This is a genomic window from Streptomyces sp. B8-7 (genome assembly GCF_058833805.1).
On the sequence record NZ_JBYRRL010000007.1, the window covers coordinates 1 to 24,929 of the forward strand.

Consider the following 24,929-nt stretch of genomic DNA (forward strand, 5'->3'; position numbering starts at 1 on the left):
ACCCGGACTCCTCCGACACCGCCCCACACCAACACCCCCGATCCCCTCCCGACACACCCCCTCCCGACACACCCCCCACACCTCACCTCTCCCCACCGCACCGACCCACGCCGAGCCGCCTCTCCCCCCACGCTCTCCCCCCACGCTCTGCCTCTGTGGCTCGGTGATTACGGCGTAATCACCGAGGGATTGTCGGGGTTGCTAACGTGTCGAGGTAGGGATTGATCTTGGGCGTTAGTATGGTGTCTCCATGAGTTCGCCAGTCACCTCTAGCGACCGGGAGAAGGTCGTTTCTAAGTTGCCGGGATGGCTCCGGCAGAGTCTCAAGGTCAGGGCCGCGCAGTACGGGGTCGAGATCCAGGCGGCTGTGGAGCAGGGCGTTCGGGAGTGGTGCTCCCTGGCTTCTGCCACCGCGCCGATCGACACCGCGGGGGCTGACTCGTTCGCCACCTTCCTGCCGGCTGGGCAGTGGGAGGAGTTCCGGCGGATTGCCGCCGATCGGCGGGTGTCGCTGATTCAGGGGCTCGCCCAGTCCGTGCAGTTGTGGCTCGACACCAATCCGGCGCCCGAGGTGCGGCGGCCGGCCGTCACCCGGCGGCTCGTGGTGTGCAACCAGAAGGGCGGCGTCGGGAAGACGGCCATCACCGCGGGCCTCGGGGAAGCGCTCGCCGAGGACCCCAACCGTCTTCATGCCGTGCGCGTCGCCAAGGCGCTCGCTCTGGCTCAGCGGGCCAGTGAGGATTCGGCGGACGACGCCCCAGCGCTCGATGACCCGCTCGATATCGAGAACCTGCCCGGGCCGGGGCTTCGGGTGCTGCTCGTCGACTTCGATCCGCAGTGCCACCTGACCAACCAGCTGGGAGCCACACCGCTGCCCATGTCAGGGGACAGCCTCACCAATCACATGGCCGGGGATCCCAAGGGGGATCTGAGGGACCTCATCGTGTCGATCGACGAGGACGTGTTCGGGGAGCGGCTGCATCTGCTGCCGGCCTGTCATGACGCGTTTCTGCTCGACGTGCGGTTGTCCGCCGTGCGGGCTCGGGAGGCTGCGCTCGAACGGGCTCTTGCACCGCTGGAGAGTGATTACGACGTAATCATCGTCGACTGTCCGCCCAGCCTGGGGCTGAGCATGGATGCCGCCGCCTACTACGGCCGCCGGCGGGACGGGGAGACTCCCGGGCAGTCCGGGGCTCTCATCGTCGTCCAGGCCGAGGACAGTTCCGCGGACGCCTATGAGTTGCTCACCTCGCAGATCGACGATCTGCGCGGGGACCTCCAGGTCGACATCGACTATCTCGGGATCGTCGTCAACCTGTACGACTCGCGGCGCGGGTACATCGCCACGTCCTCGCTTCAGGGCTGGGTGGACATAAAGGATCCCCGGGTGGTCGGCGTCATCGGCGATCTGAAGGAGCAGAAGGAAGCTGTGCGCGTGAAGCAGCCTCTGCTGTCGTACGCGCCCAAGTCCCAGCAGGCCATCGGGATGCGTGCGCTGGCTCGGGAGGTGCTGTGAGCAAGGCCGATCAGCTGGGTGCCGGGCGGTTCGGCGGGGGAGTACGGTCCGTCAGTGCGCGGCGGCAGGCGGTTGCGGCCGCCACCGGGGTGCCGACCGAGGGAGTGGCTCCGCCGACCGAGCTCGCCGTCGACCGGGTCAGTCCCAATCCCGACAACCCTCGGTCCAGTCTCGGAGATCTGACGGATCTCGCCGGGAGTCTGCGGACGCACGGGCAGAAGCAGGCCATCACCGTCATGAACCGTGATGCCTATCTGAAGGCCAATCCCGAGCACGAGTCCTCGCTGGAGCCCGACACCACGCATGTCGTCGTCGACGGCAGCAGCCGACTGGCCGCCGCGCGGGACGCCGGGCTCACCACCATCAAGGTGATGGTGAGTGATGACCAGGGCAGCACGTCCGAGGAGCTGCTGGAGTCGGCGCTGGTCGCCAACATCCACCGGCAGGACCTGGAGGAACTCGACGAGGCGCGTGCCTTGCAGCGGCTGCTGGCCCTGCACGGCAGTCAGCGGGCGCTGGCCAAGCGGCTGCACCGGTCCCAGGGCTGGGTGTCGCAGCGGCTCGCGCTGCTGAGTCTGACGCCCGAGCTTCAGGCTCGTATCGGCGAGGAGCCGATTGATCTGCTGCGAGCCGTCGGCAACAAGCCTGCTGAGGAGCAGGAGGCGGCTCTGGAGGAGCTGAAGCGGGAACGCCAGGAGCGTGAGGCGCGTGGCCGTGGCGCACGTGGCGGCTCGGGTGATTACGGCGTAATCACCTCCCGTCCCGGGCCGGAGGGATCCGGCGGCGCGTCCTCGGGTGATTACGGCGTAATCACCTCGCGCTCCGGGGCGAAGGGCTCCGGCGGTGACTCGTCGAGTGATTACGCCGTAATCACCGCCGACCCCCAGCCCGAGGTCTCCAAGGTCTCCAAGGTCTCCAAGGATGACGCCTCCGGTGATTACGGCGTAATCACCCCTCGCCCCCAGCCTGCGGGCGCCGGGGACTCCGGGCACTCCGAGGACTCCGGGGAGGGCACCTCCAGTGATTACGGCGTAATCAGCTCCCGCTCCCAGCCTCGGGGCTCCGGCGAGGAGGTGTCGGGTGATTACGGCGTAATCACTGCGGCCTCGGCTGGCGCGGGGGACGCTGTGCCGGAGCCTCGTTCGGACTCCGGTGGGGGTGTGGGGGAGGAGCTGCGGGCGCGGCGGGTGCCGTTCGACCAGCCGGGGGCGCTGGCGATGCTGCTGAACGCGAAGGTGGGCAGCGACGAGCTGTTCTTCGATCTGTTGCGGTTCCTGGCGATGCGGGGGCTGGAGCGGGATTCGGCGCGGCTGGGGGAGCTGGCGGAGCGTCTCGTCGACGAGGCTCGGGCTCGCGCCAAGGGCTGAGGACCCGGCTGTGTGTGCAGGCAGGCAGCGGAACGCCCCTCATGACACGACGTCATGAGGGGCGTTCCGCTGGTGCGGAGAGGGCAGGATTCGAACCTGCGTGGACCGTGAGGTCCGACACCGGGCTGCTGCCCTGGTCCCCGATAAGCCGCTCCGGGCACCTCTCCTTGTGGCCGTCTCGGTCACAGTTACCAGTATGCGGATCAGGGCTGACGGGCCGCTGACATGTCAGGGGGCCGGGGTGCCGTCGGCGGTGAGGGCCTTGAAGCCGGTGTAGGGGACGAGGGCTGAGGGGAGGGTGACGGAGCCGTCGGGCTGCTGGTGCTGTTCCAGGAGGGCGGCCAGAGTCCGGCCGATGGGGAGAGCGGAGCCGTTGAGGGTGTGGGCGTGGGCCTTGCGTCCGGCCTTGCCGCGGATGCGGATGCCGGCGCGGCGGGCCTGGAAGTCGCCGCAGTCGGAGCAGGAGGAGATCTCCCGGTAGGTCTGCTGGCCGGGCAGCCACACCTCCAGGTCGTAGGAGCCGGCTGTCCGGGAACGGCACAGGGCCGGCGGGTGCGCGGGATGCGCGGGGCCGGCCCTGTGACGTCCGTCCGGTGGTGGTGGGGGCCGCCGGTTCACCTCGGGTGGGTGCGGATGATGTCGACGGCCTCGGGGATGCCCATGTAGGGCAGGCGGACCTCGGCCATGTCGTCGGTCCAGCGCTCGGCGAGGTCGTAGCGCTCCTGGGGCGTGGTCTCCAGCAGTGTGCAGCCGGGGAAGAGTTGGTAGCCGTCGAGGAGTTCGGCGTGGTCGAACATGCCCTGCTGGAAGAGTTCCTCGCGTTCCAGGACGAACTCCTCGGAGGGCAGGTCGTCCCAGAGCTTGCGGCCGCGGCGGATCAGTTCGATCAGGCGTGGCCGGTAGGAGGGGTTGGCGCGCAGGTGGTCGCGGACGAGGGAGCTGCCGACGGTGAGGTGGCGGATCTCGTCGATGGAGGCGCCGCGGGCGATCTCGGAGGCGGCGGGGTCGAGGAGGGTCCACTTGCGTTCACTGAGTTCGGCCGCGGGGGCGAGGACGCCCTCGATGACGATGGTGAACACGGCGACGGCGCCGATGAAGTCCCCTTCGTCGCGCACGATGGAGGTGGCGAACTCGGCGATGGGGTCGAGGACCCGGCGGGTGTAGTCGGTGCCCTGGTCGGCGATGAAGTCGAGCAGGGTGTCGGCGGGTACGCCGAGGTCGACGAGGTGCTTGCGGAAGATCATCGCGTGCCGGGCCTCGTCCACGACCTGGGTGACGAAGAACTCCTGCTCGGTCGTGCCGGTGGCGCCGATGACGTAGTGGGACAGCACTTTGACGGCTCGGGACTCCGCGAGGGAGCGGTTGCCGAGTTCGAGCACGAGGGCTTCGCGGAGCGGCCCGGGGGTGCGCATGTGGCCGGGGGTGGGGGCGTGGTGGCCGGCTTCGGCGCGGCCGCGGAGGGTGCCCTGGGCGACGGCGGAGAACCAGTAGCCGAGGTCGCACTGGTCGGCGGTGAGGGTCATCTCCTGGGCGCCGTCGAGCAGGCCGGGGGCGCGGTCCCAGTCGGCTTCGACGGGGACTTCGGGGGAGGGGGCGGCGGCCTGCGTGGGCACGTCGGTGGTCATGACACCTCGCTGTGGGTGGGGGCGGCCGGTGCCGCGAGAGGGGTGAGGGTGACGTCGTGCATCCGGCCTGCGTGGCTCAGCAGGGGTTCGTCGGCGTTGTGGGCGCCGCCGGTGACGGAGGCGAGCAGCAGGTCGTTGTCGCCGACCTGGTGCCAGCCCAGGACCCGGCAGGACAGGTGGGAGAGGCTGCCGGTGAGCAGCGGGGCGCCGCTGAGCGGGTCAGGGGTCCAGGCGTGGCCGGTGAACTGGGCGTCTCCGAGGGGGCGTCCGGGGTCGGCGAAGGTGCGGGCGGCGCGGGCCTGGCCGGCTCCGAGCACGTTGACGGAGAAGTCGCCCCTGCGGCGGACCAGGGTGGCGAAGGTGGAGGTGGGCCGCAGGCAGACGCCGAGGATCAGGGGCTCGCGGGAGAGGGCCAGGACGGCGCTGGCGGTGGTGCCGTGCCGGACTCCGTCGACGTTGACGGTGAGGACGGTGACCCCGGAGCTGAGGCGGCGCAGGGCCTGGCGGGCGGCGGCGGGGTGGCGGTAGTCCCGGGTGGTGTCGTCGGAGTCGTCGTCCGCGTCGGCGGTGGCCCGGCGCGGCCGGTCGGTCAGCCAGGCCGGGTAGCGGTTCACCGGGTGGCTCCGAGGGTGCTGCCGCTCCCGCGGTCCTCGGCCGGCGGCAGCGGGACCGGGCCGGTGGTGGCGGCACGGCTCCTGAGCAGTGCGGTGACCTGGTCGATCTGGGGGGTGGCGACGGGTTCGAAGGGCAGGCCGAACGGCTTGAGGAAGTTGCCGAAGACGCCGCGGTCGCCGAAGACGTGGAACGGCAGGGCGAGCAGCGCCCACTCGGGGCCGGAGATCCACATCCAGAGCGCTCCGACGGCGGCGACGCTGATGAGGCTGTGCATCGTGTTGTAGAGGACGTAGTAGAACTTCGGGATGCGGCCGGTGCTGCTGCGGCGGTAGGCGATGGCGCCGGGGATGTAGCCGAAGAGATCGATGTAGAGGAACAGGCCGATGGCGACGGGCCAGCGGATCTCGGTGAAGTGCACGAGAATGAGCACGATGGTCACGGCGAACGCGACGAGGTACTCGGCCCGGTGCAGGGTGAACGTGACGGGCGATTCGACGGGGTTCTTGATGTCCATGGTGGCGGGGCCGCCCTTCTCGTAGCGGGGTCAGGACAGCCGCAGGGGGCTGCCGGCGAAGTAGGCGGCCAGCTCGTCCGCGACGCTGGCGCGGGACGGCGGGTGGAAGGCCAGGGCGCGGACCGCGGAGGCGAGGTAGGCGACCTCGGCGGAGCGGATGAAGGCCAGCCCGCCGAGCATCTCCACGGCCTGGTCGACGGTGCTGGCGAGCAGGTCCTGGGTGGCGTAGCGGGCGGTGAGGACTCCGGCGACGGCCTCGTCGCCCTCGACACCGTCCTGGAGCGCGCGGGCGGAGCCTTCGACGAGGGCGACGGCGGCGTCGAGACGGACGGCGAGGGCGGCACGGTCGGTGGCGCTGCCGCGGGCTCCGGCGAGTACCCGGGCGACGAGGTGGGAGGCGGCGCCGAGGTAGGTGGCGGTGGCCAGCAGCTCGAACCAGGTGAAGCCGGCGGTCTGCAGGTCGTCGAGCCGGTCGTGTTCCTCGGGGGTGGAGTGGATGACCAGGTCGTCGGGGACGTCGACGTCGGTGAGGCGGACCTCGTGGCTCTGGGCGGCGGCGAGCACGGGGGTGGTCCAGAACGGTTCGGTGCTGATGCCGGGGGAGTCGGCGGGGATCAGCATCAGGGCGAGGTGGGGGCGTCCGTCGGGGGTGTCGTCCGCCAGGCGGACGCTGGCGGTGAGCACGTCCATGGAGCCGGAGAGGCTGCAGGGCTTCTTGGAGCCGTTGACGCGGTAGCCGGCCGGGGTGCGTTCGGCGGTGACGGCGGGGGCCAGGATGTTCTGGTCGGTGCGTCCTTCGGCCCAGGCGGAGGCGAGCAGCAGGCCGTCGGGGGCGACGTTCGAGAGCAGCCTCAGCTGGGCCGTGGTGAGCCGGGTGGCGTTCTCGGCGAGCCGGAACAGCATGGCGACGGTGAAGTGGTGCATCACCGTGGCGACGCCGAGCGAGGGGGAGGCCGCTGCGACGGCGCGCTGCACCCGGACCGCGTCGAGGGCGCCGGCCGCCTGGCCGCCGTAGGCCGCGGGGACGAGCAGTCCGGGTCCCTGGTGGGCGCGGTAGATCTCCATGACCGGGCTGTCGGGGGCCTCTCGGTCCATCATCGGAAGGGTTTCCAGCGCGTCGAGCAGTCCCTTGTGGAATCGCTCGCAGGCATCCCGTGCTGTCGTCAGGGAACGCATTGCCGTGTTCTCCTCGAACGTGCCTCGGAGTTCTCCTCTGGTGGCGAGGAATGACGTGGCGCGAATATTCGCTGAGAAGTGTGCCAGTGGGTGTCTGACTCTCCCCTGACACGCCTCTGACCTCGCCTTTCGCTGCAGGTGGGGGCTTGGGCGCGGGGACTGGCCGCTGACGTGCCGCTGACCGTGGACTGACCTGCGTACGACCGCTCTTGCGGTGGGCGCGGACCGCGTGCGATAAGTGACGGCACTGTCGGCTGGAGAAATGGACGGCACCATGACCGGAGTGATCTCGGAGACGGATATCGCGCTCGATGCGATCCGCCGGTATTCGGACGCCGGTAATCCGAGCGCGTATTTCGCGTTCAGCGCCGGGAACAGCTACTTCCGGCTGCCCGACGTGCCCGGGGTCATCGTGTACCGGACCGTGGGCCGGTATCTGGTGCAGTTCGGTGGTCCGTTCGCGCCGTTCGAGCCGGCGGGGCCGGCCGGGGCCCGGGAGCGGCTGTTGCGTGCGTTCACCGCCTACGCCGCTGAGCACGGGCGCCAGGTCGTGTCGGTGCAGCTGCAGTGGGGGGACGGGCAGCTGTACGTGGACCAGGGGTTCACCGTGAACCAGATGGGTGCCTCCTACGCGGTCGGCCTGGACACCTTCACGCTGGCCGGGACCCGGTTCATGCAGTTGCGCAACAAGATCTCCCGGGCGCTGCGCAGCGGGCTGCTGGTCGAGGAGGTCTCCTACGAGGCCTGGGCGGAGCGGATCTCCGCGCTGGACGCCGAGTGGCTGACGACCAAGGGCGAGGGTGCGAAGGCCCTCGAGTTCCTGGTGGGGGAGACGGGCGGGCCGTACCAGTCCCTGCGGCGAGTGTTCGTGGCCCGGCGGGAGGAGGAGCTGGTCGGGTACGTGTCGTACGCGCCGGTCTACGGGTCGCGTTCCGGGTGGATGCACGATCTGAGCCGGCGGATGCCGGATGCGCCGCCCGGTGTGATGGAGGCCGTGAACAAGCACGCGATCGATGTGTTCCGGGGGGAGGGGGTGGGGTGGCTGCACTTCGGGTTCACGCCGTTCACGTCGCTGACGGCACCTCAGTTCCCCGGGTACAGCCGCGGCTTCCACTGGTTCATGAACCACCTGTGGGAGCACGGGGCGCACATCTATCCGGCTCGTACGCAGCTGGACTACAAGCAGAAGTGGGCGCCGGACGTGGTGCTGCCCGAGTACATCGCCTTCCAGGGCGGGGCGAGCCTGCCGGGGCTGGTGCATGTGTTCCGGGCCTGCAACGCGGTGTGAGTGTGGGAGGGGCTGTGGAGAGGGGAGTCGGGATGGGCCTGGGGACGAGCACCGGCGTCGGTGCGGGTGCGGGTGCGGGTGCGGCCGAGCGTGGGGGTGGCCGGGAGGTCGAGGTGCAGGGGCTGCGGGTCGTGGAGCTGTTCACGGCGTGTGCGGCTGCGCCGGATGATGTGGGTGTGGCTGCGGAGGCGGATGCGGCGCTGAGGCGGCTGGATGCGTTGCTGGAGGGTGCGGGGTCCGCCTGAGGGCGCGTGGCGGGCCGTGGTGCGGTTGGTCGGCCGGGGCGCCGTCGTGGTTCGTCGCGCGGTTCCCCGCGCCCCCCTCCTGGAGCGCTCCGTGGACCGGGAGTCCGGCACCGTCGCGGTTCGTCGCGCAGTCCGCGTCCCCTGGCGAGGGGTTGTGGCCCACCCGGGTCCCGGGTGGGCCGCTTCGGGTTGCGGCCGGTCGTGGGTGTCCGCGCGGTTCCCCGCGCCCCCCGAGGAGGGGGTGTTCGCGTCGCGGGTCAGGCCGGGGTGGGGGGTGCGAGGGCGGGGGTGCGGGAGACCGTCGCGCACAGAAGGTCCACCAGGGCCGGGGCTTCGGGGGTCGCCTGGAGGGCGTGCGCGTCGTCGGTGACGGTGCGGCGGTCGATCAGGATGCCCTGCCCCCGGCTGAGGGTGAGGTCGGCGAGCGGGCCGGGGCGGCTCGGGCCGAACAGCTGTGAGCGGGTCACTCCGCCGCCCCGGCTGTCCACGACGGCCACCAGCTTGAACGTGCAGGGCGAGGGGCGCGGGCCCGGCACCCGGATGCGTACGGCCGTGTGTGCCGGCGCGACGGTGCGCACCCGGTGGAGGTCGATCAGCCAGTCGTCGTCGATGCCCAGCCACGGGCTGCTGAGCGCCCAGCGCAGCAGCCCTGACAGGTCCGCCCCCTGCCGCCGGCCCGTCGGGGTGACGTCCGGCGGCAGGGGGCGGAAGAGCCAGTCGTCGTCGGCCGTCCAGGACATCCGCAGCCGCAGCGTGCGCAGGCGCCCGCTCACCGGGGCGGCGACGCCGGCCGGTGACAGCTCCCGGAACGGCGCGAGCACCTGCTCGGCCACCGGAGGCAGGACCACGGGCGCGTAGCCGCGCTGCGGGGAGTTCACGGCTCGGCTCAGCCCGCGGCCACGGGGGCGGGCCGGCTGCCGGACAGCGCCAGGTCGAGGCGCTCGTCGAGGTGGCGGGCGGAGGCGTTGACGCGCCACAGCGCGCCCCGGGCGATGCCGCGCCGCATGAAGTCGGAGCCCGCGCTGGGGATGACCACGTTGTGGAACCAGCCGGCGGCGTGCTGGGAGTCGATGGTGATGTGCAGCCGGTGGTAGGTGATGCCGACTTCGGGCAGGCCGAGGCGCTCCCAGGCGCGTACCACGTTGCGGAACCGGTCCGGGGCGAGCCACTCGGTCATGCCGAGGAAGCCGACGGCCTCGGGGTAGAGGTGGCGGTAGCGGCAGAGCAGCACGGCAAGGTTGCCGGAGTGCAGGTCGGTGGTGGTCATCGCGGCTTCGAGGTCCTCGGGGCGGACGTCGAACACCTCGTAGATCTTGTTGAACAGATGGGTGTGCACGGCCTCGGGGTCGCCGTTGCCCATCTCGTCCCAGTAGTTGTTCGCGATCTCCATCTTGCTGGGTCCCGACGTGCCGACCTGCATCATCGCGAGGAAGTCGTCGAAGCGGCCGTCGATGAGGGACTCCTGGATCACATAGGTGCGCAGGTCCTCGCGTTCGGCCTTGAGGTTGATGAACTCGGTGTAGTACGGGTGCTTGTAGGCCCGGTGGCCGCGCACGATGCCCTTGAGCCAGGACAGGAACGCCTTCGGGTCCCGGGGGGCCTCGTCGAGCAGGCCGGGTTCGAGGTGGGCGTCCTCCCGCTCGACGGTGGCGTTCTCCAGCAGGCGGGTGATCTCGTGCAGCAGGGCCGAGCCCTCGGCCGTGGGGTGGTCCGGGATCTGCATCACCGTCTGGTAGATGCGCGACAGCAGCAGCTGCTGGGCGTAGTGCGCCCGGTCGGTGCCGGGGCCGGGACGGTCCGCCGCGGCCGAGTTGAGCGCGGTGATCCCGGTGATGATGCGCTCGCGCTCGCCGGCGAGGGAGCGGTCGACCTCGTCGGCCGGTACCGTCAGCCAGGACGAGACCTCCTCCACGATGGCCATCGGTTCGGCCGGGAGCGTGGCCGTGACGGGACTGTCGTTGCTGAGCACTTGGTCTCCAGGTCTCTCGGGATCGCTCTCGGGATCGCTCTCAGTGGTCGGACTCAGTGGTCGGACTCGGGATCGGTCTTCGGATCGGTCTTCGGTTCAGGGTTCGGATCGGTCTTCGCCCCGGCCCGGCTCGGTCCTGGACCGGGCCTGGACCGGGCCTGGCACCGGTCTCGGCAACCGCTCCGGGGACTCGCCCTCGCGGTGGGGTGGTGTGTCCGCCGTGCGCGCCCGGAGCGCGGCTCTGGCGGGGCCCGAGCGCGAGGGGCCGGGCTCCGGCGCGATCGGGCGTACCCGGGGCTCAGGGGCGAACGGTGGCCGGGGTCGGGGTCGGTGCGGGACGGAGGCGGTCCGGTGCGGGTGCTCCGGCCGCATCCCCGGCGGTGGGGGCGGGGGATCCGGACCTGCACCGGACCTGGATCCGGTCTGCATGAGGCCTGGACCCGGACTGCTTCCCACCCGCCTCCGGCCTTGTGTCCCGCCCTTGCAGCCGGCCGTGTGGCAGGGTCCGTCCGGCATTCGCGGACGTCGGGCCCTTTCGGCCTCTCCGGGTACTTCTCCCAGTGTTTCAGCGAAACCAGCTTGGCACGGTCACGCTGACACCATCCTGATTCAGTCCTGATTACGGACTTCGTCAGGGGCCCGTCAGGGGATGGTTGGAAGAGTGGCCCACGGCACGCTCCTGCCGATGTGCAGGAGTGGCAACCGTTCTTCCAGGTTCGGACAAGGAGAATTCCCGTGAGCGCCGAAACCCGCAAAATTCCCGTGTCGCGGCTCTACCACGACGAGCGCGGGGAGTCGCATTTCATCGACGAGACGCTGGAGGTGACGGCCATGAACTTCGCGCCGCCCGCCCCGCCGATCTTCGTGTCCGAGGGAGCCCCGGCCAGGCAGGCCGTGTACCTGTTCCTGCCGGCCGGCTACGAGGGCGACTTCCATCCCGCGCCGCGCCGTCAGATCATGACCCTGATCAGCGGCGCGCTGGAGTGCGGGGTCAGCGACGGCACCTGGCGGAGGTTCTCTCCCGGCAACACCCAGCTGGTGGAGGACACCGAGGGCAAGGGGCACGCCACCAGGGCCCTGGAGGACTGCGTCATGATCGTCTCTCAGCTGGACTGAGCGACACCGCGAGCCGCGTGGAACGCCGATGCCTTCGAGGGCGCGGACCGGCACCGGTCCGCGCCCTCGTGTGCTGCCGTGCCGGCCGTACGGTCAGCCCTTGCGGCCGGCCGTACGGTCAGCCCTTGACGTAGCCGAAGCTCTCCACGATCCGGCCGCCGGAGAGCCGGTGAACGTTGACGCCGCGCACGAAGTCCGCCGGTCCGCTGCCCCAGCGCAGCGTCCAGCGCACGACGGAGCGCTCGCCGGCCACCCACATCTCCTCGACGGTGAAGTCGGCGCCCTCGTTGCCGGCGATCGCCGTCCAGAACGCCAGGCACTCGTCGTACCCGGAGTGCTTGGAGCCGTCCGGGGCGGGCCCGGAGTTCTCCAGCCGGCAGTCCGGCGCGATGACGTCCTTCAGCAGGCCGGGGTCGTGCTTCTGGAAAGCCTGGTTGAACTGCTCGACCGCTTTGCGGGTCTGCTCCTCGGACATGTGAATCACCCTCGTTTCCGCGTTCCGGTCCCGTGTGCACGGGCCGCCGTGGAAAGTCATATCGGGTCGGCGGCGGTTCAGTCCAAAGGGTTCGGACGCCGCGTCAGCCGGAAGTCAGTGGATGCGACCTACGGTCGACGTATGACCATCGCGGAGAACGCGCCACTCGGATTGGCCTACGAACAGGCCGTCGAATATCTGACGGGTCTCGCCGAACGCCCGGTGGGCGCGACCGCGGACGCGGAACACCTGTTGAAAATGCTCGGCGGGCCGCTGCCCGCCGGCCCGGGTTCCGCGACGGACACCGTCGCACTGCTCGGCCGGGCCGCCGCGGAGGGGGGCATTCCCGCGGCGAACGGACCCCGCTACTTCGGCTATGTCACCGGGGGCACGCTGCCCGTGGCGATCGCCGCGGACTGGCTGGTCTCCGCCTGGGACCCGACCGCCAGCCTCTACGACCTCTCGCCCGCCATCGCCGTCGCCGAGCACGTGGCCGCGCAGTGGGTGCTGGAGCTGCTCGGGCTGCCGGGACACGCCTCGGTGGGGTTCCCCACCGGGTGCACCATGGCGCACCTGACGTCGCTGGCCGCGGCCCGGCACAAGCTGCTCGCCGCGGCCGGCTGGGACGTCGAGCGGGACGGGCTGACCGGTGCGCCCGAGGTGCACATCGTGGCCGGGGCCCAGCACCACATGACCATCGACCTGGCCGCCCGCTACCTCGGCCTCGGCACCGGCCGGATCCGCAACGTGCCCGTCGACGACAAGGGGCGCATGGTCCCGGCCGAGCTGGAGCGGGCGCTGGAGCAGCTCGACGGGCCGGTCGTCGTCTGCGCGCAGGTCGGCGACGTCAACTCCGGTGCGGTCGACCCGGTCGGTGAGATCTGCGACATCGGGCACCGGTACGGCGCCTGGGTGCACATCGACGGGGCGTTCGGGCTGTGGGCGGCGGCCAGCCCGCGGCTGCGGCCGCTGGTCGACGGCGTGGAACGGGCCGACTCCTGGGCGCTGGACGCCCACAAGTGGCTGAACGTGCCCTACGACTGCGGCATCGTGGTCGTCGCGCACCCCGAGGCGCATCGGGCCGCCATGCTCGACGAGCGGGCCGGGTATCTGCCGCCGGCGACGCCGGGGGAGCGGGATGCCATCGAGTGGGTGCCGGACTTCTCGCGGCGGGCGCGGAGTCTTCCGGTGTGGGCGGCGCTGCGGACGCTGGGGCGCTCGGGGGTGGCCGAGCTGGTGGAGCGGTGCTGCGCGCTGACCCGGCGGTTCGCCGGACAGCTGGCCGGGCTGGACGGGGTGGAGGTGCTCAACGACGTCGTCCTGAACCAGGTGATGGTGCGGTTCGGGGACGACGACGCCGTGACCCGCGAGGTGATCGGGCGGGTCCAGGGCAGCGGGGTGTGCTGGTTCGGGGGGACGGTGTGGGAGGGGCGGGCCGCGATGCGGGTGTCGGTGGTGAACTGGCGTACCCGTGAGGAGGATGTGGATCGCAGCGTCGAGGCGCTTCGGGCCGCGCTGGCCTCGGTGGTTCGGCGGGGGTGAGGGTGCTGTCGGTCACGTGGGGTGTGCTGTGTGCGGCCCGGTGGCTCGGGGTGACTCCCGGGGCGTCGGGCCGCTTGTCGCCGCGCGGTGCTCCGCGCCCCCGGACGAACGCCCCCCAAGGGCGGGTGCCTTCCCGGGGCGGCTCCCGGTGCCGCGAGGCGGGTCAGGGGCCGCGGTGGGGGGTCAGGCCTCGGGTGGTCAGGGTGTGGCGTTCCAGGGGGGTGAAGACCAGGAGGTCGATCAGGATGCCCACGGCGAGGATCAGGGCGATGGCCAGGAAGACGCGGGCCATGTCGGAGGTCTCCCGGCCGCTCTCCAGCAACTGGCCCAGCCCCAGGCCCAGTTCCGGTGAGGAGGCGATCAGTTCGGCGGCCATCAGGGAGCGCCAGGAGAACGCCCAGCCCTGCTTCAGGCCGGCCAGGTAGCCGGGCAGCGCGGCCGGCATCACCACGTGCCGGGCTCCCTTGAGGCCGGTGGCGCCCATGGTGCGGCCCGCCCGCAGGAACAGCGGCGGCACCTGGTCGATGCCGGACACCAGCCCGTTGGCGACGGAGGGGACCGCGCCGAGCAGGATGACCGCGTACATCATCGAATTGTCCAGGCCCAGCCACAGCACGGCCGGCGGCACCCAGGCCACCGACGGCAGCGACTGGAGTGCGGAGAGCACGGGGCGTACCGCGGCGCGCACCGCGCGGACGCGGGCCACCAGCAGTCCGAGCGGGGTGCCGAGGACGACGGCGAGGGCGAAGCCCGACGTTCCGCGCCAGACGCTGGTCCACACGACGGAGAACAGGGTGCCCTGGAGCCACATCTGGCGCAGGCTCGCCCACACCGCCGACGGCGGCGGCAGCCGGTAGGCGTCGGTGACGCGCGCCCACACCAGAAGCTGCCAGGCCACCAGCACCAGCGCGGCCGCGAGCAGCGGCGGCGCGAGCCGGCGCAGTACGGCCCGGCGTGCCGGGGGTGCCGGGTCGGGCGCGGCGCCGAGGGCGTCGAGGCCGGCCTCCAGCCCGTCCCGGTCCGCGGGTGCGGCGCCGTCGCGCAGGTCAGTTCCGGCCATGGCGCCTGATCTCTCCTCGCAGGGCCTCGGTGATCTCCAGGGACAGCTCGGCCACCGCCCGGTCCTCGATGCGGCGGGGCTGGGGGATGTCCACGGTCCACTCCCGGGCGATCCGGCCGGGCCGGGAGGACAGCAGCACCACGCGCTGGGCGAGCCGTACCGCCTCGCGTACGTTGTGGGTGACGAACAGCACGGACAGGCCCGTGGTCTGCCACACCCGGGTCAGTTCGTCGTGCAGATGGTCCCGCGTGATGGCGTCCAGGGCCGCGAACGGCTCGTCCATGAGCAGCAGCGGGCTGTTTTGGGCCAGGGAGCGGGCGAGCGCCACCCGCTGCCGCATCCCGCCGGACAGTTCGTGCACGCGTTTGCGGTAGGCGCCGCGCAGCCGCACCAGGTCGAGCAGTTCCTCGGCGCGTGATCGCCGTTCGGGGCGTGGTACGCCGCGCAGGCGCAGGGCGAGTTCGATGTTCTTGCCGGTGGTCAGCCACGGGAACAGGGCGTGTTCCTGGAACATCAGGGCGGGCCGTCCGACGGTGACGACGGTGCCCGAGCTGGGCCGGTCCAGGCCCGCGAGGAGGTTCAGCAGGGTGGACTTGCCGCAGCCGGAGGCTCCGAGCAGGGTGACGAACTCGCCGGGAGCCACGTCGAGGGTGATGTCCTGGAGGACGGGCTGGTCCCCGGCGGGGCCGGGGAAGGCTTTGCAGACGCGTTCGATGCGGGCGGCCGCGGCGAGGCCGGGGCCGCCTTGGGCCGGGGCGAGAGCGATCGCCATGAGTGGGTCATCTCCCTTGATCGTGAGCGTCGAGACCGGCGCCGGAGACCCGGGGCCTGCCCAGCGAGGCGAGGACGTGGTTGAGCGGGGTGAGGTCGTAGATGCCGGCCAGGTACGGCCGCTGGAGCAGGCCGGTCGCGGCGGCGTGCTCGGACTGGGTGCGCAGGGTGGCGGCGAGGGGGTCGTCGAGGAACTCGACGGAGCGCCAGGCGGGCGCCAGAACGGAGGCGGGCAGCGGCCGGCCGAGGAGGTCGCCGAGTGCCGCGCCGGCGGCGGTTCTGGCCCGGTCCGGGCGGGCGCGGATCCAGGCGTTGGTGGTGACGGTGCCGCGCAGCACGGCCTCGACCACGTCCGGGTGGCGGCGCAGGAACCCCTGGGACACGACGATGTTCGCGACGGCGAATCTGCGCCCCGGCCACAGGTCGCGCTCGTCGAGCAGCACCCGGGCGCCCTGGGCGACCAGTTCGGACGCGGTCGGCTCGGGCACCCAGGCCGCGTCGACGGCGCCGGAGCGGTACGCGTGGGGGAGGGTCTTGCTGTCGATGCGCAGCACCGACACCTGGCCGCGGCCGCTGACCGGGTCGACGTGCAGGCCGTGTGCAGCGGTCCACCGCAGCAGCGCGACGTCCTGGGTGTTGCCCCGTTGCGGGGTGGCGACGCGGCGGCCTTCGAGGTCGTCGGGGCCGGCGACCCGGGCCGGGTCGGCGACGAGCCGGACCCCGCCGGACGCGGCGCCGCCGATGATGCGCAGGCTGCGGCCGTGCGAGCGGCTGTAGCTGTTGACGGCGGGGGAGGGGCCGAGGAAGGCGATGTCGACGGACCCGCCGGCGAGGGCCTCCACCGCGGCGGGTCCGGCGCGGAAGGTCGCCGTCTTCAGCCGGGTGCCGCCCAGTTCCCGCTGGAGGAATCCTTCGCGGACACCGATCAGGGCGGTGCTGTGGGTGAGGGTGGGGAGGTAGCCGAGGGTGACGGTGCCGGCCGACAGGGCGGGACCGCCGGCGGCGAGCGGCGCGGTGCGGGCGTGCGGGGCCTGCGAGCCGTAGCCGCAGGCGGTGAGCAGCGGGCTGAGCAGTGCCGTGAGCAGTACGCCGAGCAGGAGGGTGAGGGCGGTCGGCCGCGGCCCGGGCCGGCCGGGCATGTCAGGACGTCCATTCGTGGTCGGTGAACGCCTCGCCCGCCATGCCCGCGCAGAGCGTGGTCCCGTCGGCGGGGTCGATGAGCAGGAACGAGCCGGTGCTGCGCGAGTCGGCGTAGTCGTCGAGGGCGAGCGGGCCGGCGGTGCGGATGCGGACGCGGCCGATGTCGTTGGCGGTGAGCCGTTCCGGAGCCGGGCTCTGCGACAGGTCGTCCAGCGCCAGCACGGACGGGATCGCGGTGACGACGGCCTTGACGGTGCGGGTGGTGTGCCGCAGCAGGACGTGCTGTCCGAGGGTCAGGGGCCGGTCGGCCAGATGGCAGACGGTGGCCATGACGTCCCGGGTGACGGAGGGCCGGTGTGCCTCGGGGGCGATGATGTCGCCGCGCGCCACGTCGAGGTCGTCGGCGAGGCGAAGGGTCACCGACTGCGGGCTCCGGGCGGTGTCGACGGACCGGCCGAGCAGGTCGATGCCGGTGATGGTGGAGGTCCGCCCGGACGGCAGGACGCCGACGCGGTCACCGACCCGGAAGGTGCCGGAGGTGATCTGGCCGGCGTAGCCGCGGTAGTCGGGGTGTCCGGCGGTGCGCGGGCGGATGACGTACTGCACGGGGAAGCGCGCGTCCTCGCTCTCGGGGTCGTGGCCGAGCGGGACGGTCTCCAGGTGCTCCAGTACGGTGGGACCGCTGTACCAGGCCATGCGGGCGGAGCACTCCACCACGTTGTCGCCGTCGAGCGCGCAGATCGGTACGGCGGTGACGTCCGGGGCGCCCAGTTCGGTGGCGTAGTAGGTGAACTGGTGGGCGATCTCGGCGAAGACGGCCTCGTCGTAGTGGACGAGGTCCATCTTGTTGACGGCGAGGACGAGGTGCGGGACGCGCAGCAGGGCGGCGACGGCGGTGTGCCGGCGGGTCTGCTCCACGACTCCGTTGCGGGCGTCGACCAGGACGAGCGCGAGGTCGGCGGTGGAGGCGCCGGTGACCATGTTGCGGGTGTACTGCACATGGCCGGGGGTGTCGGCCAGGATGAACCGGCGGCGGGCGGTGGCGAAGTAGCGGTAGGCCACGTCGATGGTGATGCCCTGCTCCCGCTCGGCACGCAGCCCGTCGGTGAGCAGCGCCAGGTCGGGGGCGTCCTGCCCACGGCTGCCGGAGGCGGCCTCGACGGCCTGGAGCTGGTCGGTCAGGACCGAGTGGGAGTCGTGCAGCAGCCGTCCCACCAGGGTGGACTTGCCGTCGTCGACGGAGCCGGCGGTGGCGAAGCGCAGCAGTGTCGCATCGGTCATGGTTAGAAGTACCCCTCCCGCTTGCGGTCCTCCATGGCGGCTTCGGAGAGCTTGTCGTCGGCGCGGGTCGCGCCGCGCTCGGTCAGCCGGGAGGCGGCGATCTCGGCGATCACCTTCTCGACGGTGTCGGCCGTGGAGTCGACGGCGCCGGTGCAGGACATGTCGCCGACGGTGCGGTAGCGGACGAGCCGTCTGCCGACGCGCTCGCCGTCCGCCGGGCCGCCCCAGGCGCCGGGGGTCAGCCACATGCCGTCCCGCAGGAACACCTCCCGCCGGTGGGCGTAGTAGATCCGCGGCAGTTCGATGTCCTCGCGGGCGATGTACTGCCACACGTCCAGCTCGGTCCAGTTGGACAGCGGGAACACCCGCAGGTGCTCGCCGGGCGCGTGCCGGCCGTTGTAGAGCTGCCAGAGTTCGGGGCGCTGGCGGCGCGGGTCCCACTGGGAGAACTCGTCGCGCAGGGAGAACACACGCTCCTTGGCGCGGGCCTTCTCCTCGTCGCGGCGGCCGCCGCCGAAGACCGCGTCGAAGCGGTGCCGGCGTATCGCGTCGGTGAGCGGCACGGTCTGCAGCGGGTTGCGGGTGCCGTCGGGGCGTTCGCGCAGGGTGCCCGCGTCGATGTAGTCCTGTACGGACGCGACGTGCAGCCGCAGCCCGTGGCGGGCGACGGTGCGGTCGCGGAAGGCGAGCACCTCGGGGAAGTTGTGCCCGGTGTCGACGTGCAGCAGCGCGAACGGCACCGCCGCCGGGGCGAACGCCTTCAGCGCCAGGTCGAGCATGACGACGGAGTCCTTGCCGCCGGAGAACAGGATCACGGGCCGCTCGAACTGGCCGGCCACCTCGCGCAGGATGTGCACCGCCTCGGCTTCCAGGACGTCCAGATGGGACAGCGCGTGCGGCTTTCCGGTGGGCTGCGCGGTGGTCAACGTGGTCATGGCTCACACCTCTTCTCCAGCGGCGCGTGGGGCGCCGCCACGGACTCCTGGACGGTCCGGACGGTGGCTCCGGTCATCTCGCGGTTCCCCTCGGCGGTGGTCATCCGTGCAGTCCGCACTCGGTCTTGGCGCGGCCCGCCCAGCGGCCGGCGCGGGCGTCCTCGCCCGCCCCGACCCGGCGGGTGCAGGGGGCGCAGCCGATGGAGGGGTAGCCGTCCGCCAGCAGCGGGTTGGTCAGCACCCCGTGCTCGGCGACGTAGGCGTCGACGTCGTCCTGCGTCCAGCGGGCGATCGGCGAGACCTTCACCTTCTGCCGCCGGCCGTCCCAGCCGACGACCGGGGTGCCGGCCCGGGTGGGCGACTCCTCGCGGCGCAGACCCGTGGCCCACGCCAGGTAGCCGGCCAGGCCCTCCTCCAGCGGCCGCACCTTGCGCAGCAGGCAGCACAGGTCCGGGTCACGCTCGTGCAGCCGCGGACCGTACTGCGCGTCCTGCTCGGCCACCGACTGCCGCGGCGTGAGCGTGAGCACCCGCACGTCCATCACGGCCCCGACCGCGTCCCGGGTGCCGATGGTCTCCTCGAAGTGGTAGCCGGTGTCGAGGAACACCACGTCCACCCCGGGCATCACCCGCGACGCCAGATGCGCCACCACCGCGTCCTCCATCGAGGACGTCACACAGAACCGCTCCCCGAAGGTGTCCGCCGCCCACCGCAGGATCTCCGGCGCGGAGGCGTCCTCCAGCTCCCGGCCCGCCCGCTCGGCCAGCGCCCGCAGCGCCGGTGGCCCGTCAGTGGTCACAACCCTGGCCCCTTCGTCGAATCCGCGGAGAACGGAAAAGGCATGCAGGAACGCGAGAGCGCGAGCCCGCAGGAACACAAGCGCACAAGCACACAAGAACGCGGACCCGGGAACGCGGGGACGCGGAAACGTGCGGCTGCCGGAACATGAGGACGCGCGAACGTGGGGTCGCACGAACTCGACAGCGGAATACGTCGGGTGACCGGGTGAAGAATTCTCCCGGCCGTGGCAACGGATGATGTGCCGGCGCCCCGCCGGTGGTGGCGATCAGCGTACTGAATGCGCGCGGATGCGCCGCTGACCGCCCGCTGACGGCTGCGCACGGCCGGCCCGACCACGTCCACCAGTGCATTCCGGCAGCCGTGGAGTGCGGGGCGCAGGTGTCGGAGCGCGGCAGGGCAGCGGTCAGCAAAGGGTCAGCACCTCACTGGGATAGTGCGGCGAGGACATTCCGCCCGCCGCCCCGCCGGGCCTTCATCGCCTTTCCCGACCACCCGCCCTGAGGCCTTTCGCCAGGTCGAAGATCCCGGAGAGGGACGACAGCCAGATGATCCTGCCAAGACTGCGCCGCCGTGTGCCGCCACGGCGCTCGACGCTGTGCCTGCTGGCCGTGGGCGGCCTGACCACGGGCCTGCTGACGGGGGCCCCGCCCGCGGCCGCCGGTGCCGCGGTGGAGACGACCTCGTCCGTCGTGGCGAGCGACGGCGTCACCTACACCGCGACCAACCACCTGGTGGGCGCTGCCGAGGGCAGGGGCCGCGAGTGGCTGCTGGCCTGGGCGGGCCCGGCCCGGCAGCCCGCGCCGGACTTCCTCACGGTCATCGACGCCACCCCCGGGTCACGGACGTACGGCGAGGTCGCCAACACCGTCACCTTGGCCCCCGCCAGGGGCAACGAGCCGCACCACATGCAGTACGTGTGGCACAAGGGCGACCGGCTGTACGCCGGCGGCATCCTCACCGACACCACGTTCGTCTTCGACACCTCCGCGCTGCCGGAGCTGCGCGTCGTCGGCGTCAACACCGGCGCCGACACCCCCTGCGGCACGCTGCCCGACGCCTACCAGACACTCAGCGACGGCACCGCCTACGCCAGCTACATGGGCGGCCCCAACGTCAGCGGGCCCTGCACCTACACCAACGGCGAGGTGCGCGTCGGCAACGGGGCGGCCGGCTCGCCCGGCGAGATCGTGCACATCGGCCGGGAGGGCCAGACCCTCGCCGAGATACCGGCTGCCACCGCGGCGGGCGAGGACGCCGAGCAGTGCGGCAACGTGCCCGAGCTGCCCGCGCCCAGCTGCGCCAACCCGCACGGCATCGCCCTGCGCGAGGACCTGGGCATCATGGTGGCCAGTGACTTCGCCGAGGCCCGCAACTTCATGACGCCCGACTCGCCGCTCCAGGAGAACCTGGCCCGCCAGACGGTCCGGGTGTTCGACATCAGCGACCGGAGCAAGGCGCGGCTGATGTCGGTGAGCAAGGTCGCCGACGGACCGCGCGGTGCCCGGGAGCCGCGTGCCTTCTTCCGCGAGTCCCGGGTGGTCATGGAGGTCGCCACCACCAACCGCCCCGGCCACAGGGGCGCGTTCGTGTCGTCCATGGCGGGCGGCGCCGTCTTCTACACCCCCGACATCACGGCGGCGGAGCCGAAGTGGCGCGAGGTCTTCGACGACACGGCCGCCTACCAGGCGCTCAACCCCGGCAGCAAGGTGACCGGCGGCGGCGACAACTCCAGCTGGCTGGCCGTCAGCCCCGACGACCGCTACCTCTTCCACACCGTGATGGGCCAGTCCACGCCGTTCGGTGAACCGCTCGACGAGGCCACCACCGGCATGGTGTACGTCCTCGACATCCGCAGGCTGCTCGCCTCCGGCCGGCACACCCGGTGCTCGGTCGACGAACTGGGTGAGGCCTACCGCGGCGGCCGTGAGCACGACTGCCCGGAGCTGGTCGGCACCCTGCCGATCCGGGACGTCACCGACGGCGGACCGCACTGGGGCGCCATGGACAACTTCCGCCGCCTGCCGGACGGCACGTACCGGGAGACCAGGCGCGTCCGGCGGATGGCCGTCGCCGACTACTTCGTCGCCGGGTCCTTCGGCGGCGGCGGCGACCACCGGGTGTGCATGGTCGGCCTGAGCGCCCGGGGCCGGGTCGCCCTCGACCGCTCCTTCCGGGACGAGCACACCGGGCGGCCCTGCGTCAGCTTCGACCGGCCCTCCTGGCCGCACGGCGACTTCGGCGACGCCCGGCCGCACGGCGTGCTGTTCGTCGTCAGCGACCGGGTCCTGCGGTGACCTCCGCGCTGATCGCGGCGGCGGCCGTGCTGACCGCCGGCCTCTCGCTCGGTGTGCTGCTGCTCCTGCGGCGGCGGCTGCGCGGCGGCCCCACCGTGGCGGCGTACTTCGCCGCCGCGGCGGCCGCGGCCGTGCTCGCCGGCACCTCGGTGGCGGCCCTGCCCTCGGTGCCCGGCCTGCCGGGGCCGGGTCGGGCGGCCGGCACACCCGTGCTGGACGCGTTGGCCGTCGGCAGCCGACGGGTGCCGGTGCTGGTGGTGCCCGGCCGCCCCGGCCGCAACCTGGTCGCCGTGGGCGCCGAGAGCGCCGCCGCCGGGGTGGACCCGGCCCGGCTCGCCCGCGGCGGCAGGCGGCCCGGGTCGACCCTGACGTGGGTGAGCGTCGATCTGCCCGCAGGGCGCAGCACGGTGTGGGTCTCGGCGGGCGGCGCCGTCGGCGCCGTCTCCGTGGACGCCGGCGACGGCGACCGCGACGACAACCGCGACGGCGCTGCCCACCGGGACGCCGCCGGCCCGGGCAGGGGCTCCGCCGGCACCGGCGGGGACCCCGGCGACCGGAACGGGGCGTTCGACGGCCCGGACGGGCCCGAGTGCGCCAGTGCCGCGGCGGGTGCCGTCCTCGCCGGAGCCACCGGAGAGCTGTCCGGCTGTCCCGCCGACCGGCTCACCGAGCGCGACGCCGCCGCCCTGCGCGCCATGGTGGCCCATCTGGCGGCCGGCGGCGCCCGCGCCGTCGCGCTGACCGCGGACCGTTCCCCGCGTGGTCGTGCCGCGGCCGCGGAGGTGCGGGCCGCGGCCGCCCGCGCACAGCTGACCGTCACCGGGCCCGGCACCCGGAGCCTGCCGCTCGTGGTGGTCTCCGGCTGGGCGGGCGCCGACTCCGTGCTGCGCTCCGTGGGCGCCGGACGCACTCCCGCCCGGGGCACCTATCTGGCGCCCTGGCTGTTCAGTTCGCCCCTGCTCCAGCCCGCCGCGGGCCAGATCCTCCCGCTGCGCTACTCACCCAGGACCGCCGAGACCGAGCAGTACCTCGACGCGCTGGGCACCCGCCTGCCCGGTGAGGCGCCGACCGCCGCGGGCTACGAGGCCTGGTGCGAGGAGCGCGGGCGGGGCCCGGCCTCCCCGGTACGGCTGTACGCGACGGCCGTGGTGTACATCCCCGGCATGGGCTCCATGGCCGGACACCGGCACCACGGTTCCGGGAGTCCGGTCTGGCTGCCCAGCGGCATGATCTCGCCGGTCAGCGGGCCGTTGAAGGCGACGTGACCGGGGCCGCGCCCTCCCTGGGGTGCCTCCCGACCCGGCCGTCCTGCTCGCCTCGCACGCCCTGGCCGCCTCGCACGCCCTGGCCGGCCTGCTCGCCCTGGACGGCCTGCTCGCCCTGGCCGCCTCGCCCACCTTGCACGCCTTGCTCGCCGACCGCCGCTCTGCCGCCGTTTCCGCAGCGCCGTCGTGCGCCGTCCGAGGAGCACCCAAGATGACGGAGACCACCACCACCGGCGCCGCCCGCTCCCGGCAGCGCCCCGAGGGGCAGTGGGCGCTGGGGCACACCGCGCCGCTCAACGCCAACGAGAGGTTCAAGGAGGCGGAGGACCCGCTGCGGGTGCGGGAGCGCATCGAGCGCGTCTACTCCCGTACGGGCTTCGCCGGCATCCCCGAGGACGACCTGCGCGGCCGCTTCCGCTGGTGGGGCCTGTACACGCAGCGCAAGCCCGGCATCGACGGCGGCCGCACCGCCTCCCTCGCCCCCGAGGAACTGGAGGACGAGCACTTCATGCTGCGGGTCCGCGTCGACGGCGGCCGCCTGACCGTGGCGCAGCTGCGGGTGGTCGCCGACCTCTCGATGCGGTTCGCCCGCAACACCGCCGACATCACCGACCGGCAGAACGTCCAGTTCCACTGGATCCGCATCGAGGACATGCCGGCGATCTGGCGCCGCCTGGAGGAGGCGGGGCTGTCCACCACCGAGGCCTGCGGCGACTGCCCGCGCGTCATCGTCGGCAGCCCCGTCGCCGGGGTCGGCGCCGGTGAGGTCCTGGACGCCACTCCGGCCGTCCGCGAGATCGCCGCCCGGTATGTCGGCGACCCCGAGCTGTCCAACCTGCCCCGCAAGTACAAGTCGGCCGTGTCCTGGCTGCCGGACGTGCCGTACGAGATCAACGACCTGGCGTTCCTCGGCGCCGTCCACGCCGAGCACGGGCCCGGCTTCGGGATGTGGGTCGGGGGCGGGCTGTCCACCCAGCCGATGCTCGCCCGGCACGTCGGGGTGTGGGTGCCGCTCGGCGACGTCCCCGAGGTGTGGCACGCGGTGGCCCGTCTGTTCCGCGACTACGGCTACCGGCGGCTGCGCAGCCGGGCCCGGCTGAAGTTCCTGGTGGCCGACTGGGGGGTGGAGCGGTTCCGCCGGGTGCTGGAGGAGGAGTACCTGCACCGGCCGCTGTCGGACGGTCCCGCCCCCGAGCTGCCGCCCGCTCCCATCGACCACATCGGCATCCACCGCCAGCGCGACGGCCTGTACTACGTCGGTGCCGCGCCGGTGGCTGGCCGGCTCTCGGGGTCGCGGCTGGCCCGGCTCGCCGACATCGCCGAGGCGCACGGCTCGGGGCGGATCCGGCTCACCCCGTACCAGAAGCTCCTCGTCCTCGACGTCGCCGAGCCCGAGACCCTGGCCGCCGGTCTGGGGGAGGCCGGCCTGCAGGTGCGGCCCTCCGACTGGCGGCGCAACACCATGGCGTGCACCGGGATCGAGTTCTGCAAACTCGCCGTCGTCGAGACCAAGGAGCGGGCCGCCGCGCTGGTCGCCGAACTGGAGAAGCGCCTCGCGGGCGAGAGCCCCGGCCTGAGCGTCAACGTCAACGGCTGCCCCAACTCCTGTGCGCGCACCCAGGTCGCCGACATCGGGCTGAAGGGCCAGCTGGTCACGGACGCGGAGGGCCGGCAGGTGGAGGGCTTCCAGATCCACCTGGGCGGCGGTCTCGCCCTCGCCGAGGACCAGGAGGGCGGGTTCGGGCGGAAGGTGAGGGGGCTGAGGACCACCGCGGCGGATCTGCCCGACTACGTCGAGCGGGTCACCCGCACCTACCTGGCGGGCCGCACCGACGCCACGGAGACGTTCGCCCAGTGGGTGGCCCGCGCGCCCGAGGAGCAGCTGACGCCGGCTCCCCGGCCCTGAGAGGCCCTTCCGTACGGGCGCTCCCCTC

General features: G+C 72.5%; 21 protein-coding genes, 1 tRNA gene and 1 pseudogene. 8 read left to right on the top strand and 15 right to left on the bottom strand.

Annotated elements, in window-relative coordinates; genetic code table 11:
* The first annotated feature begins 250 nt into the window (after positions 1–250).
* Both AC5K6T_RS30845 and AC5K6T_RS30850 read left to right on the top strand, forming a co-directional pair.
* A complete protein-coding gene (locus tag AC5K6T_RS30845; protein WP_493214316.1) occupies positions 251–1,516 on the top strand; it encodes an AAA family ATPase in 1,266 nt (421 codons plus the stop codon).
* The gene (locus AC5K6T_RS30850) at positions 1,513–2,883 is read left to right on the top strand and encodes a ParB/RepB/Spo0J family partition protein (RefSeq protein WP_493214317.1); all 1,371 of its coding nucleotides are present in this window, start codon (positions 1,513–1,515) and stop codon (positions 2,881–2,883) included. The genes AC5K6T_RS30845 and AC5K6T_RS30850 overlap by 4 nt, the downstream gene beginning before the upstream one ends.
* 75 nt (positions 2,884–2,958) lie before the next feature.
* On the opposite strand, the gene AC5K6T_RS30855 is transcribed toward AC5K6T_RS30850, so the two are convergent.
* The 6 genes and pseudogenes from AC5K6T_RS30855 to AC5K6T_RS30880 form a co-directional block, all read right to left on the bottom strand.
* A tRNA-Cys gene (locus tag AC5K6T_RS30855) sits at positions 2,959–3,050 on the bottom strand.
* 61 nt (positions 3,051–3,111) lie between these two features.
* Positions 3,112–3,402, bottom strand: a pseudogene (locus AC5K6T_RS30860) (aminoacyl--tRNA ligase-related protein); the annotation flags it as partial.
* A 95-nt stretch (positions 3,403–3,497) separates the two neighbouring features.
* Positions 3,498–4,508: a ferritin family protein gene (locus AC5K6T_RS30865; protein WP_493214318.1), complete on the bottom strand. Its 1,011-nt coding sequence runs from the start codon at positions 4,506–4,508 to the stop codon at positions 3,498–3,500.
* A complete protein-coding gene (locus AC5K6T_RS30870) occupies positions 4,505–5,122 on the bottom strand; it encodes a flavin reductase family protein (protein ID WP_493214319.1) in 618 nt (205 codons plus the stop codon). Before AC5K6T_RS30870 ends, AC5K6T_RS30865 begins: the two co-directional genes overlap by 4 nt.
* Positions 5,119–5,637, bottom strand: coding sequence for a hypothetical protein (locus tag AC5K6T_RS30875; RefSeq protein ID WP_493214320.1), 519 nt, complete (start codon positions 5,635–5,637; stop codon positions 5,119–5,121). The genes AC5K6T_RS30870 and AC5K6T_RS30875 overlap by 4 nt, the downstream gene beginning before the upstream one ends.
* Before the next feature lie 30 nt (positions 5,638–5,667).
* Positions 5,668–6,813: an acyl-CoA dehydrogenase family protein gene (locus AC5K6T_RS30880; RefSeq protein ID WP_493214321.1), complete on the bottom strand. Its 1,146-nt coding sequence runs from the start codon at positions 6,811–6,813 to the stop codon at positions 5,668–5,670.
* A 274-nt stretch (positions 6,814–7,087) separates the two neighbouring features.
* On the opposite strand from AC5K6T_RS30880, the gene AC5K6T_RS30885 reads away from it, so the two are divergent.
* On the top strand, positions 7,088–8,101 hold the full coding sequence (locus AC5K6T_RS30885; RefSeq protein WP_493214322.1) for a bifunctional lysylphosphatidylglycerol flippase/synthetase MprF: 1,014 nt from the start codon (positions 7,088–7,090) through the stop codon (positions 8,099–8,101).
* A 502-nt stretch (positions 8,102–8,603) separates the two neighbouring features.
* Here AC5K6T_RS30885 and AC5K6T_RS30890 read toward each other — a convergent pair.
* Positions 8,604–9,224, bottom strand: coding sequence for a hypothetical protein (locus AC5K6T_RS30890; RefSeq protein ID WP_493214323.1), 621 nt, complete (start codon positions 9,222–9,224; stop codon positions 8,604–8,606).
* 8 nt (positions 9,225–9,232) lie between these two features.
* Complete coding sequence (locus tag AC5K6T_RS30895; protein ID WP_493214324.1) at positions 9,233–10,315, bottom strand: iron-containing redox enzyme family protein; 1,083 nt, start codon at positions 10,313–10,315, stop codon at positions 9,233–9,235.
* Positions 10,316–11,050: 735 nt separating this feature from the next.
* Here AC5K6T_RS30895 and AC5K6T_RS30900 point away from each other — a divergent pair.
* Positions 11,051–11,431, top strand: coding sequence for a cupin domain-containing protein (locus AC5K6T_RS30900; protein ID WP_493214325.1), 381 nt, complete (start codon positions 11,051–11,053; stop codon positions 11,429–11,431).
* 118 nt (positions 11,432–11,549) lie between these two features.
* Here AC5K6T_RS30900 and AC5K6T_RS30905 read toward each other — a convergent pair whose 3' ends face one another.
* Positions 11,550–11,906 (bottom strand): nuclear transport factor 2 family protein, encoded by a 357-nt coding sequence (locus AC5K6T_RS30905; RefSeq protein ID WP_493214326.1) that lies wholly within the window; start codon positions 11,904–11,906, stop codon positions 11,550–11,552.
* A gap of 141 nt (positions 11,907–12,047) precedes the next feature.
* Here AC5K6T_RS30905 and AC5K6T_RS30910 point away from each other — a divergent pair, with 141 nt between their 5' ends.
* Complete coding sequence (locus AC5K6T_RS30910; RefSeq protein WP_493214327.1) at positions 12,048–13,448, top strand: pyridoxal phosphate-dependent decarboxylase family protein; 1,401 nt, start codon at positions 12,048–12,050, stop codon at positions 13,446–13,448.
* A gap of 163 nt (positions 13,449–13,611) precedes the next feature.
* Here AC5K6T_RS30910 and AC5K6T_RS30915 read toward each other — a convergent pair whose 3' ends face one another.
* The 6 genes from AC5K6T_RS30915 to AC5K6T_RS30940 form a co-directional block, all read right to left on the bottom strand.
* Entirely contained in the window at positions 13,612–14,508 is an 897-nt protein-coding gene (locus AC5K6T_RS30915; protein ID WP_493214328.1) for an ABC transporter permease, read from the bottom strand.
* Positions 14,495–15,280: an ABC transporter ATP-binding protein gene (locus AC5K6T_RS30920; RefSeq protein ID WP_493214329.1), complete on the bottom strand. Its 786-nt coding sequence runs from the start codon at positions 15,278–15,280 to the stop codon at positions 14,495–14,497. The genes AC5K6T_RS30915 and AC5K6T_RS30920 overlap by 14 nt, the downstream gene beginning before the upstream one ends.
* Positions 15,281–15,287: 7 nt before the next feature.
* Entirely contained in the window at positions 15,288–16,418 is a 1,131-nt protein-coding gene (locus tag AC5K6T_RS30925; RefSeq protein ID WP_493214330.1) for an ABC transporter substrate-binding protein, read from the bottom strand.
* Between the two features lies 1 nt (position 16,419).
* A complete protein-coding gene (locus tag AC5K6T_RS30930) occupies positions 16,420–17,700 on the bottom strand; it encodes a sulfate adenylyltransferase subunit 1 (RefSeq protein WP_493214331.1) in 1,281 nt (426 codons plus the stop codon).
* A 2-nt stretch (positions 17,701–17,702) separates the two neighbouring features.
* Entirely contained in the window at positions 17,703–18,635 is a 933-nt protein-coding gene (cysD, locus tag AC5K6T_RS30935) for a sulfate adenylyltransferase subunit CysD (protein ID WP_493214332.1), read from the bottom strand.
* 100 nt (positions 18,636–18,735) lie between these two features.
* Entirely contained in the window at positions 18,736–19,434 is a 699-nt protein-coding gene (locus tag AC5K6T_RS30940) for a phosphoadenylyl-sulfate reductase (RefSeq protein ID WP_386980316.1), read from the bottom strand.
* 547 nt (positions 19,435–19,981) lie between these two features.
* Here AC5K6T_RS30940 and AC5K6T_RS30945 point away from each other — a divergent pair.
* The 3 genes from AC5K6T_RS30945 (at position 19,982) to AC5K6T_RS30955 (ending at position 24,901) form a co-directional block, all read left to right on the top strand.
* Positions 19,982–21,730, top strand: a complete 1,749-nt coding sequence (locus tag AC5K6T_RS30945; RefSeq protein WP_493214333.1) for a hypothetical protein — start codon at positions 19,982–19,984, stop codon at positions 21,728–21,730.
* Complete coding sequence (locus AC5K6T_RS30950; RefSeq protein ID WP_493214334.1) at positions 21,727–22,995, top strand: hypothetical protein; 1,269 nt, start codon at positions 21,727–21,729, stop codon at positions 22,993–22,995. The genes AC5K6T_RS30945 and AC5K6T_RS30950 overlap by 4 nt, the downstream gene beginning before the upstream one ends.
* Positions 22,996–23,206: 211 nt before the next feature.
* The gene (locus AC5K6T_RS30955; RefSeq protein ID WP_493214393.1) at positions 23,207–24,901 is read left to right on the top strand and encodes a nitrite/sulfite reductase; all 1,695 of its coding nucleotides are present in this window, start codon (positions 23,207–23,209) and stop codon (positions 24,899–24,901) included.
* Positions 24,902–24,929: the final 28 nt, after the last annotated feature.